The sequence below is a fragment of the Enterococcus casseliflavus NBRC 100478 genome, from assembly GCF_001544095.1.
GTDB classification, from domain to species: domain Bacteria; phylum Bacillota; class Bacilli; order Lactobacillales; family Enterococcaceae; genus Enterococcus_D; species Enterococcus_D casseliflavus.
The window spans coordinates 13319-30768 of the sequence record NZ_BCPT01000010.1; the positions used below are offsets into that span (position 1 = coordinate 13319).

Here is a 17450-nt window from a genome sequence, read left to right on the forward strand (position 1 = left end):
TGTGCTCCTCCTTTTAGTCCATTGTTCCACTCTTACATAAAAGTCTATGCCCCCTATATTTAAAAGTCAATTTTGCTGATTGCTGGTGCTTTCAGGGGTCTGCTTATCCGCACTTTGCAGATAGAAGGCAAGAAAGCTTAAGAAAAACGCAAAGAAACCGCCGACCATCGCCAACGGTTTCTTTTGTGATTGGGTACTTATTTGATCGTTACGTATTCTAATCCCACAAGCTTCGCCCATGTTTCGATCTGATCAGAATTTAGGACAAGTGAGACAACGGTGTGATGGCCACCGCCTGTTTCGATCCACTGTTTGACCCCATCGTGGAAGTTTGGTTTTGGTGTCCACATTACTCGTGCAACCGGTAGTTTTGGTGCTTCTTCAGTTGGCTCAAAGGCATCGACTTCATTGATCAATAATTTGTAGTGGGTGCCAAAGTCTGCCATCGAAACCACGACACCTTCGCCGCCTTGGCCGTCAAAGACGAGTCGGGCTGGGTCTTCACGATCCCCCATCGACAATGGCGAAACCACGATTTTTGGTTTGTTGACTGCTAATACTGGATCGACTTCCATCATGTGGGATTGCAAGATGGCTTCTTTTCCTGGTGTCAGCTCATAGGTATAGTCTTCCATAAAGCCAGTCGCTTTATTGTGGGCCATGATTTTCATCAAGCGGTCAATAGCGGCGGTTTTCCAGTCCCCTTCACCAGCAAACCCATAGCCTTCTGCCATCAAACGTTGTACAGCTAAACCAGGCAACTGCTGCATACCATATAGGTCTTCAAAGTTCGTGGTAAATGCCGTATAGCCGCCTGCTTCAAGGAAGCGGCGCAGACCGATTTCTTGTTTGGCTTGGGCTTTGACATGACGTGCCCATTCTTCTTTGTCGTAATCGCCATAATCGAAATCATACAGCTGGCTGTATTCTTCAAAGAGTGCATCGACTTCTTCGTCAGTCACCGCATCGACGACTTGAACCAAATCGCCGATCCCAAAATAATCAACGGTCCAGCCAAATTGGATCTGTGCTTCGACTTTATCGCCTTCGGTCACCCCAACGTTACGCATGTTGTCGCCAAAACGAGCGACTTTGATTTGGAAGCTTTCATTGTAGCCGACTGCCACGTCCATCCAAGCAGCGATTTCTTTTTGGATGGCTTCATTTTTCCAATAGCCGACAACGATTTTGTTTTGCTTTTTCAAACGGGCATTGATAAATCCATATTCTCGGTCACCATGAGCCGCTTGGTTCAAGTTCATAAAGTCCATATCGATGGTTTCCCATGGAATTTGTTCATTGTATTGAGTGGCAAGGTGCAGCAATGGTTTTTGTAATAATTTCGTGCCGCGAATCCACATTTTTGCTGGTGAGAAGGTATGCATCCAGGTGATCACCCCAGCGACTTCATCCCGATAGTTGACTTCTTTCATGATTTTCGTAATCGTATCGGCAGTAACAGCGAGTTCTTGTAAAACGACTGGATAAGGCAGCTTTGAGCTGTCATTTAAGCTTTTGACCATTTCTTCTGCATGGTCCCGTACTTCTTGTAATGCTACTTCTCCGTATAAGTGCTGTGATCCTACGACGAACCAAAATTCTTTTTTCCCGATTTCTAACATTCTACTTGCTCCTTTTTCGTTATTTTTTGCCCGTAATAGGCATTTTCTCCATGTTTGCGTAAATAATGTTTGTCTAAGACCCGCTGCGGCAATTCGGGTGCGTAACTGTTCAGCTGACGCGTGATAAAATTCATCTTAGCAACTTCTTCTAAGACCACTGCGTTCATCACCGCCGCATCCGCCGTTTTGCCCCAGGTAAACGGTCCATGACCGTGAAGCAAGACACCAGGAATTTCTTCTGGCGTGATGCCGCGTTCCTTAAAGGTTTCGACGATCACCTGTCCTGTTTGTGCTTCATAACCTTCATCGATCTCGGTTTGCGTCAAAAAGCGGGCACATGGGACAGCCCCATAAAACGTATCGGCATGGGTCGTGCCCATCGCTGGCAGATCAAGTCCTGCCTGAGCCCAGCTCGTCGCCCATGTAGAATGGGTATGGACGATTCCACCAATTTCTGGAAATGCTTTGTATAAAACGGCATGCGTTGGCGTATCGGAGGAAGGATTTTTCGCTCCTTCCACTACGTTGCCCTCAAAATCACAAACCACCATATCACTGGCTTGCATGGTTTCATAGTCAACACCGCTAGGTTTGATGACAAACAATTGCTGTTGGCGATCCACTGCTGACACATTGCCCCATGTGTATTTGATCAATCCTTGCTTAGGCAATGCCAAATTGGCCTGAAAGACTTTTTCTTTTAATCCTTCTAACACAAAATTCCCTTCTTTCTTTTTAAATCAACGCATCGATTGCCGCTTGCTCGATCGGCAACCCTGCTTGGTAACGTTGGGTAAAGACGGTAAACCCCTGAATGTCGGCTTCTGTCGGGGCTAAGGTCACGCCGTGGTCATTTTTAAACACTTGATCTGCTAAGAATGCTGCCAAGGATTGTTCTGGCGTATGACGGCGAAGGTACGCTGCTAAAAGGGCGATCCCCCAGGCGCCGCCTTCACCAGCCGTTTCCATGACCGTGACTGGGGCTTCCATGACAGCTGCCAAGACACGTTGGGCAACTTCTGGCGTTTTGAAGATCCCACCGTGACCAACGATTCGATCAATAGCGACGTCTTCGGCTTCCAGAATCTTCATCCCGATCTTCATCGCACCAAAGGCACTAAACAGATGTAAGCGCATGAAATTTGCTAAAGTAAAAGAACTCTCTGGCGATCGGACGAAAAGCGGCCGTCCTTCAGGGATCTTAGTGATATTTTCACCAGAATAATAGCCATAAGAAAGCATCCCGCCACAGTCTGAATCCCCTTTCAATGCTTCGTTGAATAAGGTCGTAAACAATTCTTCCGTGGAGAGTTTCATTCCAGCTGCGTCGGCAAATTCGCGGAAAAGTTTGACCCATGCATTGATCTCCGAGGTACAGTTATTCGTATGGACCATCCCCACCAAATCACCAGAAGGCGTCGTGACCAAATCGATCTCTGGATACACTTTAGTTAAGGGTTCTTCTAAGACGATCATGGCAAAAGCAGACGTCCCGGCTGAAACATTCCCGCTTCGCTGTGCCACACTATTCGTGGCAACCATGCCAGTGCCCGCATCGCCTTCTGGCGGACATAACGGGATGCCAGCTTGCAAAGTACCAGTTGGGTCGAGTTTTTTTGCCCCTTCTGCCGTCAATGTGCCGGCTGGTTCGCCTGCTGTCAACACTTGCGGCAAAAGGTCTTTGATCTGCCAAGGATACCCCTGACTGCTGATTTGTGCATCAAATTGCTGCAGCATATTCGCATCATAGTTTTTTGTCGTACTGTCGATTGGGAACATCCCTGATGCATCGCCGATTCCGATAACTTTTTCCCCTGTCAGCTGCCAATGGACATAGCCGGCTAAGGTAGTGAAAAAAGCAACCTCTGGGACGTGGGCTTCTTGATTCAAAATCGCTTGATACAAATGCGCGATACTCCAACGCTGCGGGATGTTGTATTGGAACAATGCCGTCAAGGCTTTTTCTGCTTCTTCCGTGATCGCATTGCGCCATGTCCGAAAAGGTACCAACAGCGTGCCTTGCTGATCAAAAGCCATATAGCCGTGCATCATTGCAGAAAAACCGATACTGCCGATCGTCGTCAAAGGTACCTCGAATTGCTGTTGGATGTTGTGCGCCAACTCTTGGTAGCTGGCTTGCAGTCCTTGCCAAATCGCCTCTAGTGAGTAGGTCCAAATCCCTTGCTCCAATTGATTTTCCCATTCAAAGCTACCTGAAGCGATCGTCTGAAACTGCTCATCGATCAAGACAGCTTTGATCCGTGTCGAGCCTAGCTCGATCCCAAGAGACGTGCGCCCGTCAATAATTGCTTGCCTTACTTGTTGCGTCATCTTCTTATTCTCCTTTTTGGTTATTGACTGAACCGCGAACGATCAGCTCCGGTTCAAAATAAAAGCGTTGCGCTTCTGTTGCCTTACCTGTAGTGATCCATTCTGCCGCCAATTCCCCCATCGCTTCTTTCGGGTGAGTCAGTGTGGTGATCGTCGGTGTGGACAAGGTGCTAAGAGGCGAGTCATCGTTACCCACGATCGAAAAATCAGTAGGAACGTTCTTCCCAGCAGCCGTCAATGCTTGAATCAAGCGATGCGCGATCTCATCGTTGTAACAAACGATGCCTGTGACTTGATTATCGGCAGCCGTCAAGCGCTGGATCGCTTGTTCAATAACGGCTTCTTTCGTCTCGGTCGTATACGTCAAGACGTCTTCTGCTGCAAACGTCCGCTTGGCTTGGGTCAAGGCTTTGACAAACCCTTTCATCCGATATTTCCCTTGTAAGTCATCGATTTTCGTGATCATCATCAACTGCTGATGCTGTTGTTCTAATAAATAATTGGTTGCTAAAAAACCAGAACGTGTATCGTTGACACAAATATGCGGCAAGTCTAGTTCTTCATAATAGGCATTGATCATGACGAGAGGAATCCCGGCTTCTTGGAGGGCGACATAATAAGCAAGATTTGGGTTGTACTGGCTGCTCTTCGTTGGCTCAACGATCAACCCGTCTACCCCTTGATCCATCATTTGCTGCAAGCACGCTCTTTCTTGCTCATGGTCATTGTTGGTTGAGCCTAAAAGCAGTGAATAGCCTTGCTCCCGCAATGTCTGCTCTACGCCGCGCATGATCGAAGGGAAAATATAATCAGACAAATAGGTCATGATGATCCCAATCGTTTTGCGGTTTTTATGATTGACAGTCTCAGGTTTTGAAACGTAGGTGCCTGAGCCCCGTTCTTTTCTTAAATAGCCTTCATTGACCAAAACAGCGATCGCTTGGCGTACCGTGTGACGGCTATAATGAAATTCTTCCTGTAAGGTTGCTTCTGAAGGGATCGCATCGCCTTCTTGATAGGTGCCTAAGCGGATCTTCTCTCTTAAGATATCCGCAAGTTGTTCGTACTTATTCGCCATTTTAATCCCATCTTTCAAAAGTTGTCCGTACATCTAAGATACCAAGAAACCGCTTCCGTGTCAATTGCTGCTATGGTTTTTTTTCTAAAAAAACCTAACGAAAAGAAGGCAAATGATAAATTCCCCTTATTTTCATCAGAATAAAACGAATCAAAACACTATTTGTTGTATAATTGAATAAAATGTTGCTTATTACGTTTAAGGAGGTAAGTATTTTGACGAGAACATCTAATGAAACCTACGAGGAACCCATTATTTTGTATTCAAAAAAATATCGAGAAAATCGCAGACATGATGCCAGCTGTCGTTGGCTCATTACGAAAAAAGGCGTCTGGATAAACAACACCCATCCAAAAATCCCAGATGAAAAGATCCCCATGGCAAAAATTGCCGATGTGGAATTACATATAGGCAAAGGTCTCTTAATGGACTACCTCCGACTGCAGGTACCAGGTAATTCTCAATTGCTCTATTTCACCAATCGAATCGATGCCCAAAAAGCCTATGAGTTTTTAACGGATCATTTGGCAGCACTTGGTGGGCAATCAGCCAAAAGTTACGTGGATGAAGAGGCTGGAAAAATCAAATTACTTTCCTATCATTATCGTGATGCTTGGGTCGTTTCAGAAGATACCCTCACAATCATCGATTACAAGAAGAAAGCGAAACAGGTTCTGCAGATTCCCCAAATCACCAGTGTCAATTTGAAAGAAGTTGCTGAATCAGGTCTTTGGAAAGGCAATGGCTTTTTAGAATTGTATATTGGCGGCGGAGCGATCAGAGAAACCCATTCCTTCAGACGAATGGAACCGAATCACTCCCTTTGCTTTGCCGAAAAAGACCTGGTGATTGCTCGGATCATACAGCGCTACCTCACCAACTTCCCTCGGGAGCGGTCGGTCCCGTTAACGAACCCATCGCCGCCAGCTGCGAAGCCGACGGAAGCGCTCATTGCTGAACTACGTGAACTAAAAGTGTTGGTCGACGAAGGAGTTTTGACTGAAGAAGAATTTGCATTCAAGAAAAAACAACTGTTAGGATTATAGAAGCAATCGCTTCGGAGAAAAAAGCCGCCCTCCTACCATGAGAAGACAGAGCTTTCGGTGAAGAGCTGTGCTTTTTTCCTGGGAAAATTTTGAACGGTTTTTTTAGAACATGCTATACTAAATGAAGAATACGTAGAGTATCTCAAAGGAGGTCTTTCTCATTTTTTCTTTTAATGACATCAAAGCACGTTTCCCTCAGGCAACGTTGCATGACAAAGTTGCCACAACGAAGGATATCGAATCCATCGCCTTCGGCAAAAAATATATTTGGCTGCCAACTGACCAATTAAGTGACAGTGAAAAATTGCTGATCCAACTGGGAAACGGCTCTTTGCAACCAGAAATCGATAACCGAAACCATCCATGGTATCCGATTTTATTTGAACATCAGCCCGTTCAAGAGCCAGAGTGGATTCGCCTGCTGCAAGTTCATTTCACCCGAACCATCGACTCTTTGCAATCCGAATGGCTCGCAGAGATCCAGCAAATGCTCCCTAGCGTGGTGGATCTTTTTTTCCTCACCGAAGACCATGCAGTGATCGTAGAAAAACAAGATGGTGCCAATTTGCCCATCGAAGATCTCGACGGCTTATTCGTCGCTTTGGATATGGATTTCGACTGCTTTTCTCAGCTGTTCGTCGGTCCCTTCCATCATCCGCGCCACGATTTCACTACCTTATGGGCAAGTGAGTCTAGCCTGTTCAAAAATGAGTTAAAAACGAAAACCACCAGTAAAAGTATGGATCTGCCCAAAGTGGTCTTCTCTCTTTTTCGCAACGGCTTTTCCGAGTATATTTCCTTGTTTCGTACCTTGTATCTAGATTGGTTTGAAGAAGAGACCGAAACGATCATTCAATCCCTGTGGCGCAATCAAGGCAATGCAAGCTCCACAGCCAAAGAACTGTTCATGCATCGGAATTCTCTCCTATATAAGATCGATAAGTTTCAAACACTGACACGTTTAAATTTAAAAAATATGGATGATCTGCTGCTTTGCTATTTATTGATCGATCAGTTCACCCATCAGAGCAATTAAACAACATGCACAAGAAAACGTTTTTTTCTTGTGCATGTTTCCGTTGCACCTTCGAAGCGTTTTCATTTATGATGTTCATGTAAACTAAATGGAAAGAGGTAATCCCAATGGTAGAAATGGCCTTAAAAAATATCCACAAAAAATATGATAATAATGATGCGTATTCGGTAACTGATTTTAATTTAGATATCGCAGATCGCGAATTCATCGTTTTCGTTGGACCTTCTGGTTGCGGAAAATCAACAACGCTTCGAATGATCGCTGGTTTAGAAGATATTTCTGAAGGCGAATTGAGCATCGGTGGAAAAGTAATGAACGATGTGGCACCAAAAGACCGTGACATCGCGATGGTTTTCCAGAACTACGCATTGTATCCCCATATGACTGTTTTCAACAACATGGCATTTGGTTTGAAATTGCGTAAATACGACAAAGAAGAAATTAAAAAACGGGTAGAAAATGCCGCTGAGATCTTAGGATTGACAGAATACTTAGATCGTAAACCAGCTGCCCTTTCAGGTGGTCAGCGTCAACGGGTTGCCCTAGGCCGTGCCATCGTCCGTGATGCCAAAGTCTTCTTGATGGATGAGCCGTTGTCAAACTTAGATGCGAAATTGCGGGTTGCCATGCGTGCGGAAATCGCAAAATTACACCAACGTTTAGAAACAACGACGATCTATGTAACCCATGACCAAACAGAAGCGATGACCATGGCTGACCGAATCGTTATCATGAAAGATGGCTTCATTCAACAAATCGGTTCACCAAAAGAAGTCTACAACACACCGAAAAACATTTTCGTTGCCGGTTTTATCGGTTCACCAGCAATGAACTTCTTCAATGTTACGTTGAAAAACGGTATGATCTCTGATGGACAAAGCTTGAACTTACGTATTCCTGAAGGCAAGAACAAGATTCTTGTGGAAAAAGGGTACGAAGGCAAACAATTAGTCTTTGGTATTCGTCCAGAAGATATTCACAGTGAACAAATCGCATTGGAAGCTTCTCCTGAAGCAACTGTACGTGCCGAAGTAGTCGTATCTGAATTATTAGGTGCAGAAACGATGCTTTATACACGCGTAGGTGCGACTGAATTTATCTCGAAAGTTGATGCTCGTGACTTCCACCGTCCAGGTGAAACGGTTGATTTGGCTTTCAACATCAACAAAGCACACTTCTTCGACAAAGATTCAGAAAATGTCATCACACTTCCTTAATTTGTAGTTACCATGCACTGTTCTCGGATTTGCCCCCTAGGCAGTCGCATTTAACTAATATCCACTTTTATTCCTTATTTGTATCCCCTAAAAACAGACAGTCAGCAGACTGTCTGTTTTTGGGTTTCGTTGTGTTTCCTACGAAACGCTTAGTTACGAACGAGAAACCAGAAGCGGTGTAATCAGCTCATTTCCCCCCTCCTACCGCCCACAGCCACGATGCTTTAAGTACGTGAAACACTCACCCATCACTTGCCTTTAGACAGCATACGCGTGGTGTCAGCTTCGTCCTCTTCCCCCTCAACTTCTCTTTTGTTTGTCTATGATGCGATGTCCTAAACACGAGAAAACGAACCAACGGGCTTGCCACGCATTGCTGCTTAAGAGGGGCTTTCTTGGCTAGTGTAGGCAGAAAAGCACCACAAAAAGAGTAGTGCTTGTGGGGGATGACAAGCACTACTCTGGGGAGCCTATTCAACTGCTGACCACCTAGCTTTTTGCCAAGCTGCTGGTTAGCGATCGTTTTGCAAGAGGGTCAGGCTGTCTGCAAGGACAGCTTCGCCATCTAACAACTCGTAATCTGTTTCTTTGATCAATTTATAAGGCACCGCTTTGACCATGAGAAAGTCTTTCAATCGATTGACTTCGTACTTCGACTGCGGACCGATCAGCAAGGCATCGACAGTCTGCTGCTGCAGGATCTGTTCAGCAATGATGGCTGGTGCCGAATAGATATGCACGGCTAATCCTTTTTCATCTGCAACTCGCTGCATATTTTTCACTAATAGACCCGTAGTGATACCTGCGGTACAAATCAATAAAATCGTCTTTTGTGCTTGTTCCTCCATAAACAGGCCCTCCTACGATATTTTCTTTTTCTTATTGTAGATATCCAACACGACGGCCAGCAGCAAAATCAACCCTTTGATGGCTTGCTGCCAATCGACACCGACTCCTAAGATCGACATCCCATTGTTTAAGACACCCATCACGAGCCCACCAACGATCGCACCCATCACAGTACCAATACCACCTGATGTGGAAGCCCCGCCGAAATACACTGCGGCCATTGCATCTAATTCCATTGACGTTCCTGCTTGCGGGGTGGCTGCGTTCAACCGAGCGGCTAAAACCAAGCCCGCCAAAGCTGCCATCATCCCCATGTTCACGAAGACCCAGAAGGTGATTTTCTTCGTCTTGATCCCAGAAAGTTCCGCTGCTTTTTTGTTGCCGCCTGTTGCATAGATTTGACGACCAGCAACGGTTTTGTTAGTCAAAAAGCCATAAGCAGCCACGATCACCCCTAAGACGATCAAAATGATCGGATACCCTTGATAAGAGGCAAAGATATAGGTAGCGCCGAGAAATATGACCGCAGTAAAGACGGCTTTAAAGGCAAAGGCTGCCATTGATTCCACTTCAAAAAGATTTTTTTTGCGACGCTCACGGGTTCGCCATTGGCCTAAAATCAGGATGCCCGTGATCCCTACACCTAAAATCATGGAAAGTAAATGGATCTGACCGCCTGCAATATCTGGCAAATACCCAGTAGAAATTTGTTGGAATGCCTTGGGAAACGGCGCCAATGATTGACCCCCTAAGACGACTTGGGTCAGTCCTCGAAACATCAGTAAACCAGACAAGGTCACGATAAATGCTGGGATACCGACATACGCGACCCAGAAGCCTTGCCAAGCACCGATCACTGCGCCCATCAGTAAGCAAAGAGGCACTGCCAGCCAAGGACTGATGCCGTTATTGACCATTAAGACGCCTGCAATCGCACCGACAAACGCCATCACGGACCCTACGGATAAATCAACGTGTCCTAACAAGACGACCAAAAGCATACCAGCTGCCAAAACGAGAATATGACTGTTTTGCAACACGAGGTTGGTGATATTCAGCGGCCGCCAGAAAATCCCGTCGGTCATGAGCTGAAAGGCCACCAGCAGCACTGCTAAGATAATGATCATACTGTATTTGCTAAAGATTTCCAGTGCCTTTTCTTTCAGCGAATGGCTGCGTTCTTTTTTTAATTTATTGGTTGTTTCCATCTCAAACCCCACTCTCTTCTAATGTCATTAGATTCATCAATCGTTCTTGATCCGCCTCTTCCCGCAGGACCTCGCCAGTGAAGCGGCCTTCATTCATCGTATAGATTCGGTCACACATGCCTAATAGTTCTGGCAGCTCCGAGGAGATGATGCAAATGGCTTTGCCAGCTGCTGCCATCTCTTCGATGATCGTATAGATTTCGTATTTCGCCCCGACATCGATCCCACGGGTCGGTTCATCTAAAAATAAGATGTCTGGTGTGGTCATCAGCCATTTTGCCAAAACGACTTTTTGCTGATTCCCGCCGCTCAAGCTGCCGACGTTTTGATAGATCGAATTGGTTTTCGTCCGCATTTTTTTGCGGAATTCTTCGGCCATCGTGACTTCTTTTTCTTTATCGATGACCCCTTGGCGGCTGATTTTGGCAAGACTAGCAATGGTGGTATTCTCGCGAATATCCATCAGCAGATTCAAGCCCAGCGCTTTTCGATCTTCCGACACATAGGCTAACCCATTTTTGATGGCGGTTGGCACGTCTTTGACAGAAATCGGTTGGCCGTCTTTATAGACTTCCCCCGAAATCGAACTGCCGTAGGAATGACCGAAGACACTCATGGCAAACTCTGTCCGTCCCGCACCCATCAAACCGGCGATGCCGATGATCTCTCCTTTGCGGATCATCAAGTTCAAATTCTCATTCACCACACGGGTATGGTCGATTGGATGATGGACCGTCCAATTTTTGACTTCAAAAAACGGTTCACCAATAGTGGGGTTCCGCTCTGGGTAGCGATTGGTCAAATCTCGCCCAACCATGCCGCGAATGATGCGCTCTTCAGAGATTTCGGCACCACTCAGCGTCTCGATCGTTTGCCCGTCACGTAAAATCGTGATGCGATCCGCCACATTGACGATTTCATTCAACTTGTGAGAGATGATGATCGAGGTGATCCCTTGGTTGCGGAACTCTTTGATCAGCTCTAACAGATTGGCACTTTCTTCTTCATTCAACGCCGCGGTTGGCTCATCTAAAATCAACAATCGGACGGATTTTGAAAATGCTTTGGCAATTTCCACCAGCTGTTGATGCCCGACACCGATTTGTGAAACCAGCGTATTAGGGTCTAATTTCAAGCCAACGATCTTTAAGAGGTTGTCTGTTTTCTTTTCGGTCAGATCCCAATCAATGATGCCGTGTTTGGCTTGTTCGTTTCCTAGAAAGATATTTTCTTTGATCGACAGGTAAGGACTTAATGCTAACTCTTGATGAATAATAACGATTCCTTTGTCCTCACTGTCCCGCAAATCTTTGAACTTGCATAACTCCCCTTCATAATAGATCTCTCCGTCATAGCTGCCGTAAGGATAGAGTCCGCTTAAGACATTCATCAGCGTGGACTTGCCAGCGCCATTTTCTCCACACAGTGCGTGGATCTCTCCTCGCTCGATCGAGAGGTTGACGTTATCAAGGGCGCGAACCCCTGAAAACTCTTTGACGATGCCTTTCATCATCAAAATATTATCTGCCATGTTCTTTCACCCTTTTCCTTTTTATGTAAAAGTGGTGCGCTGCCTTTGTAAGAAAAGCGGAAAGAACGAATAGTGGGGATGATTCGTTCTTCCCTACTGCTTTCGGGGAAACCATGTATCTTTTCTCGCTGGATCAGCGCTTCTTGCTTAAATGCCTAGCTCTTCTTCTGTATAGTAATCGGTATCGATCAGTTCTTCTTTGTAGTTGTCGCTATCCACAGAAACGGGATTTGACAAGTAGGTTGGTACGACTTTGACGCCATTGTCATAGGTTTCCGTATCATTGACTGGCACTTCCTCGCCATTGGTGATGGCTTCGATCATTTCGATCGTGTTTTTCGCCAACACCCGTGTATCTTTGAAAATCGTTTGGGTCTGTTCGCCCGCGATGATCGATTTCACCCCTGCCACCGTCGCATCTTGACCGGTAATCACAGGTAGTGGTTTATCGGAAGAACCATAGCCAACGCCTTTAAGCGATGAAATGATTCCTAGGCTGATTGGATCATAAGGTGAAAGAACGGCATCCAATGTTTGATCCGTATAGTTGGCACTCAACAAGTTGTCCATCCGAGCTTGCGCAGTTGAACCATCCCAACGCAAAGTAGCGATTTGGTTGAAGTTGGTTTGACCAGAAGGAACGACTAGCTGTCCGCTGTCAAAGTATTGTTGGAAGACCGAAAGGACCCCATTATAATTGATCAGTGCATTGTTATCATCTGGAGAGCCGCCGAATAATTCAATGTTAAATGGTCCTTCACCGTCTTTGAGACCCAATTTGTCTTCAATATAAGACGCTTGCAGCACGCCGACTCCAAAATTATCAAAGGTGGCATAATAATCGACGTATTCCGAGTTCATCAGTAAACGGTCATAGGCGATGACTGTGATATCTTCGTTATGGGCTTTTTCCAACACGTCTGTCAGTGCCGAACCATCGATCGAGGCGATCACTAAAGTATCAACGCCTTTGGTGATCATATTCTCAATTTGTGCCACTTGGTTTTCTACTTTGTCTTCTCCATATTGCAGGTCAGTTTTATAGCCGAGCTTCTCTAATTCTTCTACCATGTTGTCGCCATCTGCGATCCACCGTTCTGCCGATTTGGTCGGCATCGCGATCCCAACAAATCCTTTGTCTCCGTCACCGTTTGCCCCGCTGTCTGATCCATTCCCACAAGCTGCTAACAATCCGCCAACCAATAAGGTGGATGCTAGGACGACCAATTTACCAAAAGTACCTTTCATTGTGATCCCTCCATGTCTTTTTCTTACATTCTCAGTATAGCCAGTTAAGGAATCGCTTACATTTAGATTTTTTCGAGGTTTCTTGGATTTCTTGAGAAAAAACGACTCAGTTGCCCCCATTTCTTTTCGTAATCTTGGATTTTTTAAGATTCCCTTGGTTTTTATTTGATTTGATATTTTGTGTAAAGCGCTTCCGTATTTTTTAGTAGAATAGACCATAGAGGTGAAAAAAATGAGGAATATAAAAATTGGGTTACTCGTTTGGTTGTGTTTGTCTTTCTTGGCTGGTTGCCAAGCAGTCAAAGAAACGACCGCTGAAACATCGGAAGAAAGTATCGTGATCGGTTTTTCTCAATCGGGAACAGAAAGCAGCTGGCGCAAGCGCCACACCGAATCGATTCGCACTGAATTAGAGAAGGAAGGCTATGAAGTGCTCTATCGTAACGGCTATATGAATCAAGAACGTCAGATTCAAGATATCCGCAGTTTTATCGTGTATCAAGTCGATGCCATCGTCTTTACCCCGATTCAGGAAAACAATTGGGAACCGATTTTGGAAGAAGCTGCGCAAGCGGGGATTCCCGTTTTCGTGGTGGACCGTCATGTCAACGTCAGCGATCCCTCCTTGTTTCTGACTCATATCGGGCCAAGCTTCAAAGCCGAGGGCAATCGTGCAGGTCTCTACGTCAGCAATTATTATAAAGAACATCAAAATGAAACGATCAATGTTTTAGAATTGACGGGACTGGATGCTACTTCTCCGACGTATTTGCGCTCAGAAGGGTTCCGAGAAACCATCAAGCGTGATTATGCCCACAACAATGTAACGATCCAAGTCAAAGATGAGCTAAATGGTGACTTCATTCGCCGCAAAGGCAAAGAAGTCATTGAACAATACATCGCAGAAGGCAAAATGGAGCAGATCGATGTCTTGTTCAGTCACAATGACGAGATGACTCTTGGCGCTCTTGAAGCCCTCGAAAAAACCGATATTGAGCCAGGGAAGGATTTGGTGATCGTATCGATCGATGCCCAAAAAGAAATGATCGACAAATTGAAGCAAGGGATCGTCAATTGTGTCGTTGAATGCAACCCAGATGCTGGTGTGTTCGTCAAAAATGCCATCTCGCGCTACTTGGCTCGCGGCGCCGATGCCATTCCTCGTGAAATCTATGTCCATGAAACAGTTTTTTCCAGTGATATGGACTTTGATCAGATTCCACCAAGAAATTATTGAGGAGATGAAGATGAAAACAAAAAGTATCAAGGGCATCTTCCAGCAGACCAACAAACTGATGATCCTCGTCGCCTTTATCCCCCTCGTAGTAAGCAGTGTCTTTTACTCGCGGCAGATTTTTATTTACCAAAACACCATCAACAATATTGAAGAAGCCAATCAATTATCGGAAAAAGTCGATGCCATTGTCTTGGAAGAAATGTGGGATTTAGTCTTTGGTCAAAAAACCGTCGCACAAGTCCAAGAAACCAATGTGATCGATGAACTAAGGAGCGATCTGCAGCACATTCAAGAAAATACCAGCACTGCCAAAGAGCTCAATATTTTAGCAGTCGCCTTTCGGACGCTCGATTCTTTAGAAACCTATCAGCAACAGTTGATCGATAATATTCTCAACGATGAACCGGTGGAACAAAACCAATACGTCATGATCCAAGTGGATTCGGTGATCGATTTGCTATCCGATATTTTGCAGCAGTTTGTCGGGGTAGAGATCAGCTTAGCCAGCCAAACCAATCACGAACTGGTCCAATCCGTGTTGCTGCTAATCCTTTTTCAGGTCGTGTTGCTTTTGATCATCTTTGCGATCATCAATAAAAACCGCCGCTTTGTTCGTGACAATCTGCAATACCCGCTGGATCGGTTGTTAGACCTTTCCAATGAACTATCCCAAGGACATTTGAGCTACCGAGCAGAACTGCCCGAAACCCCAGAGCTGCGGACTCTGACGAGTAGCTTGAATCGGATGGCAGATGACTTGACTCGGCTCTTGGAAGAAAATGCCTTGAAGCAGTATCACTTAGCCCAAAGTGAGGTGCGGGTCTTACAAGCCCAGATCACTCCACATTTCATCTATAATAGTTTAGATGCGATCGTTTCTTTGATTGAAGCTGCCCGTTACGAGCAAGCAACCGAAATGACTTATGCGCTGTCAGATTTTTTCCGCATCTCCTTAAGCAAAGGGCAAGACTGGATTCCGCTGGAAAAAGAATTGCGGCATGTGGATGATTACTTGAAGATTTTGCAGATCCGCTATGGTAGGATGCTGTCTTACACCATTGAAGATCAAACCGTCAGTCCAGAACTACAGGTTTTGAAAATGGTCCTGCAGCCCCTTGTTGAAAACGCCGTATATCATGGCACCAAGTTTGTCCGTCGTGTCGGCATGATTCGAATCACAGTGTCAGAATTGCCTCACCAGATTCAAATGACCATCAGTGACAACGGCGTTGGGATCGACCCTGAGCGTTTGCAGGAGATTCGTCGTAACCTTAAAGAAACCACTGATCCCGCCTCTGAGAGCGGCTATGGCCTATATAACGTCTATCGCCGTCTCCAGCTGAACTACGGCAGCGAAGCGCAACTGACGATCCACAGTCAATACCAAGAAGGCACCACGATTAACGTCACAGTACCAAAAAGGGAGGAACCCAACCATGTACAAAGTGTTCATAGTTGAAGATGAACATCTGATTCGCGATAGTTTGCGCCACCAAATCATGACTCTCGCCAAACAATACCCGATCGTTTATAGCGATGAAGCCGCAGATGGCGAATTGGCGCTGGCTTCGATCCTTGATCTGCGTCCTGATATTATTATCAGTGATATCAAAATGCCGTTTATGGACGGCTTGGTCTTTGCGAAAGAAGCCAAGAAATTATTGCCGCAAGTTCGCATTATTTTCGTTAGCGGCTTTGATGATTTTGACTATGCAAAAACGGCACTGCAGCTGCAAGCAGACGATTACTTGCTCAAGCCCATCAAAAACGAAGAATTAGAACAAGCCATCAAAACCGTCGTTCAACACTTAGATGAACAACAAGCCACTCATCAGCAATTATCCAAAGAAGACGATTTATTCGAAATGGAAATCAAAAAGAATCACTTTCTGAATCACCTCTTTAAACAAAAGATCACGATCTCAGAAGCCTTTTTGCAAGCAGAGGAACTGGGCCGGCGCTTTTCAGGTAAACAGTTTTGTGTGCTATTAGCAAAAACCCCCTTCAATCAAAGCTTTTCTGACTACACTCGCTTTAGCCAGCAGCTGACCAAAGCCTATGAACAAGATGATGCCGTCTTGTTCTCCAGTGTGTCCAGCCGCTTCATCAAGTTTTTGCTTTTTGACCATGACCGAGAACAAGTTTTAGAAAAAGCCTATCAGATCGCTCAAAGCCTCGTTCATGGTTCTGGGGAAGAAGTAGCAGTGGCGATCGGACCGGTAGCAGATCGCTTCTCGGGTATCTCTCTTTCTTATCAGAAAGCTCGTGATATGCTAAAAACCTATGGCAGCATCCGCAAGGAAAAAATCATCAGCTATGAAGACGACATTCGCGAAGGGGAACTGTCCCCCACCAATCCTTTCAAAACCGACCTTGCTTCACGGCTGGCAAATGCTGGGAAACAGACGATCCCTGAGCTGATCGCTGAATTGATGGCGCCTCAAGGAACCGTTGAGCGAACGCAAATGTACCGTTTGTTCGTCTTAGTCGAACTGCTGGCATTGTTGAAGAAAAAAGACAGTCATTCGCTGCCCCAGATCGTTCAACACGCCCATGACTTAGACTATCTAGCGGCATTGACCCATGAGCCAGAGAACTATCAAACGACTCTGGCAGAACTGTTGCCATTATTGACCCAACAACCCATCAATCCTGCAATGGCGAAATATCAAAGCGTCATCAATCAAGCCAAAGCCTTTATCAGTGAGCACTTTTCTGATCCCAATATTTCCTTAAATGTAGTTGCTGAAAAAGTTCATTTGAGTCCAGCACATTTCAGCACCATCTTCTCGCAAGCCACTGATTCTACGTTTATCGAATACTTGACCGAGCAACGGTTGACCTTAGCTAAGGAACTGCTGTTAACGACCAATCTACGGCTATCTGAGATCGCCTTTGATGTTGGCTACAATGACCCAAATTATTTTTCCTTTTTGTTCAAGAAGAAAGAAAAAATCTCACCGAAAGAATACCGTCAAAAAAATGCCTAAATGAGTGAAGGGATGCAAAAAAAGAGTGAGGGACAGCAAAATCGTCCTCACTCTTTT

The 17450-nt window shown here is 45.4% G+C and carries 14 protein-coding genes; 6 read left to right on the plus strand and 8 right to left on the minus strand.

The genetic code is table 11. The features are described 5' to 3' along the window. Positions 1–197 precede the first annotated feature (197 nt). Genes araA through ECA1_RS09775 form a run of 4 tightly spaced genes read right to left on the minus strand, consistent with a single transcriptional unit; the run spans position 198 to position 5064 of the window. Positions 198–1622 (minus strand): L-arabinose isomerase, encoded by a 1425-nt coding sequence (araA, locus tag ECA1_RS09760; protein WP_060792368.1) that lies wholly within the window; start codon positions 1620–1622, stop codon positions 198–200. Next, positions 1616–2338: an L-ribulose-5-phosphate 4-epimerase gene (locus ECA1_RS09765; protein WP_060792369.1), complete on the minus strand. Its 723-nt coding sequence runs from the start codon at positions 2336–2338 to the stop codon at positions 1616–1618. The genes araA and ECA1_RS09765 overlap by 7 nt, the downstream gene beginning before the upstream one ends. Positions 2339–2357: 19 nt before the next feature. Further along, positions 2358–3953 carry a xylulokinase gene (locus ECA1_RS09770; RefSeq protein WP_060792370.1) on the minus strand — a complete coding sequence of 532 codons (1596 nt, stop codon included), beginning with the start codon at positions 3951–3953 and terminating at the stop codon, positions 2358–2360. A gap of 4 nt (positions 3954–3957) precedes the next feature. After that, complete coding sequence (locus ECA1_RS09775; protein ID WP_081091733.1) at positions 3958–5064, minus strand: GntR family transcriptional regulator; 1107 nt, start codon at positions 5062–5064, stop codon at positions 3958–3960. A 149-nt stretch (positions 5065–5213) separates the two neighbouring features. Here ECA1_RS09775 and ECA1_RS09780 point away from each other — a divergent pair, with 149 nt between their 5' ends. The 3 genes from ECA1_RS09780 to ECA1_RS09790 all read left to right on the plus strand — a co-directional run bounded on the left by ECA1_RS09780 (position 5214) and on the right by ECA1_RS09790 (position 8330). After that, positions 5214–6077, plus strand: a complete 864-nt coding sequence (locus ECA1_RS09780) for an SHOCT domain-containing protein (protein ID WP_060792372.1) — start codon at positions 5214–5216, stop codon at positions 6075–6077. A gap of 205 nt (positions 6078–6282) precedes the next feature. After that, positions 6283–7113, plus strand: coding sequence for a helix-turn-helix domain-containing protein (locus ECA1_RS09785; protein WP_060792373.1), 831 nt, complete (start codon positions 6283–6285; stop codon positions 7111–7113). 107 nt (positions 7114–7220) lie between these two features. Continuing rightward, a complete protein-coding gene (locus ECA1_RS09790; protein WP_005227260.1) occupies positions 7221–8330 on the plus strand; it encodes an ABC transporter ATP-binding protein in 1110 nt (369 codons plus the stop codon). A gap of 512 nt (positions 8331–8842) precedes the next feature. Here the strand turns inward: ECA1_RS09790 and ECA1_RS09795 are convergent. The 4 genes from ECA1_RS09795 to chvE all read right to left on the minus strand — a co-directional run bounded on the left by ECA1_RS09795 (position 8843) and on the right by chvE (position 13166). Then, positions 8843–9178, minus strand: a complete 336-nt coding sequence (locus tag ECA1_RS09795; RefSeq protein WP_060792374.1) for a PTS sugar transporter subunit IIB — start codon at positions 9176–9178, stop codon at positions 8843–8845. Between the two features lie 12 nt (positions 9179–9190). Continuing rightward, positions 9191–10387 carry a multiple monosaccharide ABC transporter permease gene (gene mmsB / locus ECA1_RS09800; protein WP_060792375.1) on the minus strand — a complete coding sequence of 399 codons (1197 nt, stop codon included), beginning with the start codon at positions 10385–10387 and terminating at the stop codon, positions 9191–9193. Between the two features lies 1 nt (position 10388). Continuing rightward, entirely contained in the window at positions 10389–11918 is a 1530-nt protein-coding gene (gene mmsA / locus ECA1_RS09805; RefSeq protein WP_005231476.1) for a multiple monosaccharide ABC transporter ATP-binding protein, read from the minus strand. Positions 11919–12065: 147 nt separating this feature from the next. Beyond that, positions 12066–13166, minus strand: a complete 1101-nt coding sequence (chvE, locus tag ECA1_RS09810; RefSeq protein ID WP_005231478.1) for a multiple monosaccharide ABC transporter substrate-binding protein — start codon at positions 13164–13166, stop codon at positions 12066–12068. Between the two features lie 232 nt (positions 13167–13398). On the opposite strand from chvE, the gene ECA1_RS09815 reads away from it, so the two are divergent. The 3 genes from ECA1_RS09815 to ECA1_RS09825 are packed head-to-tail and all read left to right on the plus strand — an operon-like array spanning position 13399 to position 17393. Continuing rightward, complete coding sequence (locus ECA1_RS09815; protein WP_005227255.1) at positions 13399–14403, plus strand: ABC transporter substrate-binding protein; 1005 nt, start codon at positions 13399–13401, stop codon at positions 14401–14403. Between the two features lie 10 nt (positions 14404–14413). Then, positions 14414–15862: a sensor histidine kinase gene (locus tag ECA1_RS09820; protein WP_010748706.1), complete on the plus strand. Its 1449-nt coding sequence runs from the start codon at positions 14414–14416 to the stop codon at positions 15860–15862. Beyond that, positions 15840–17393 carry a response regulator gene (locus ECA1_RS09825; RefSeq protein ID WP_060792376.1) on the plus strand — a complete coding sequence of 518 codons (1554 nt, stop codon included), beginning with the start codon at positions 15840–15842 and terminating at the stop codon, positions 17391–17393. The genes ECA1_RS09820 and ECA1_RS09825 overlap by 23 nt, the downstream gene beginning before the upstream one ends. Positions 17394–17450 lie beyond the last annotated feature (57 nt).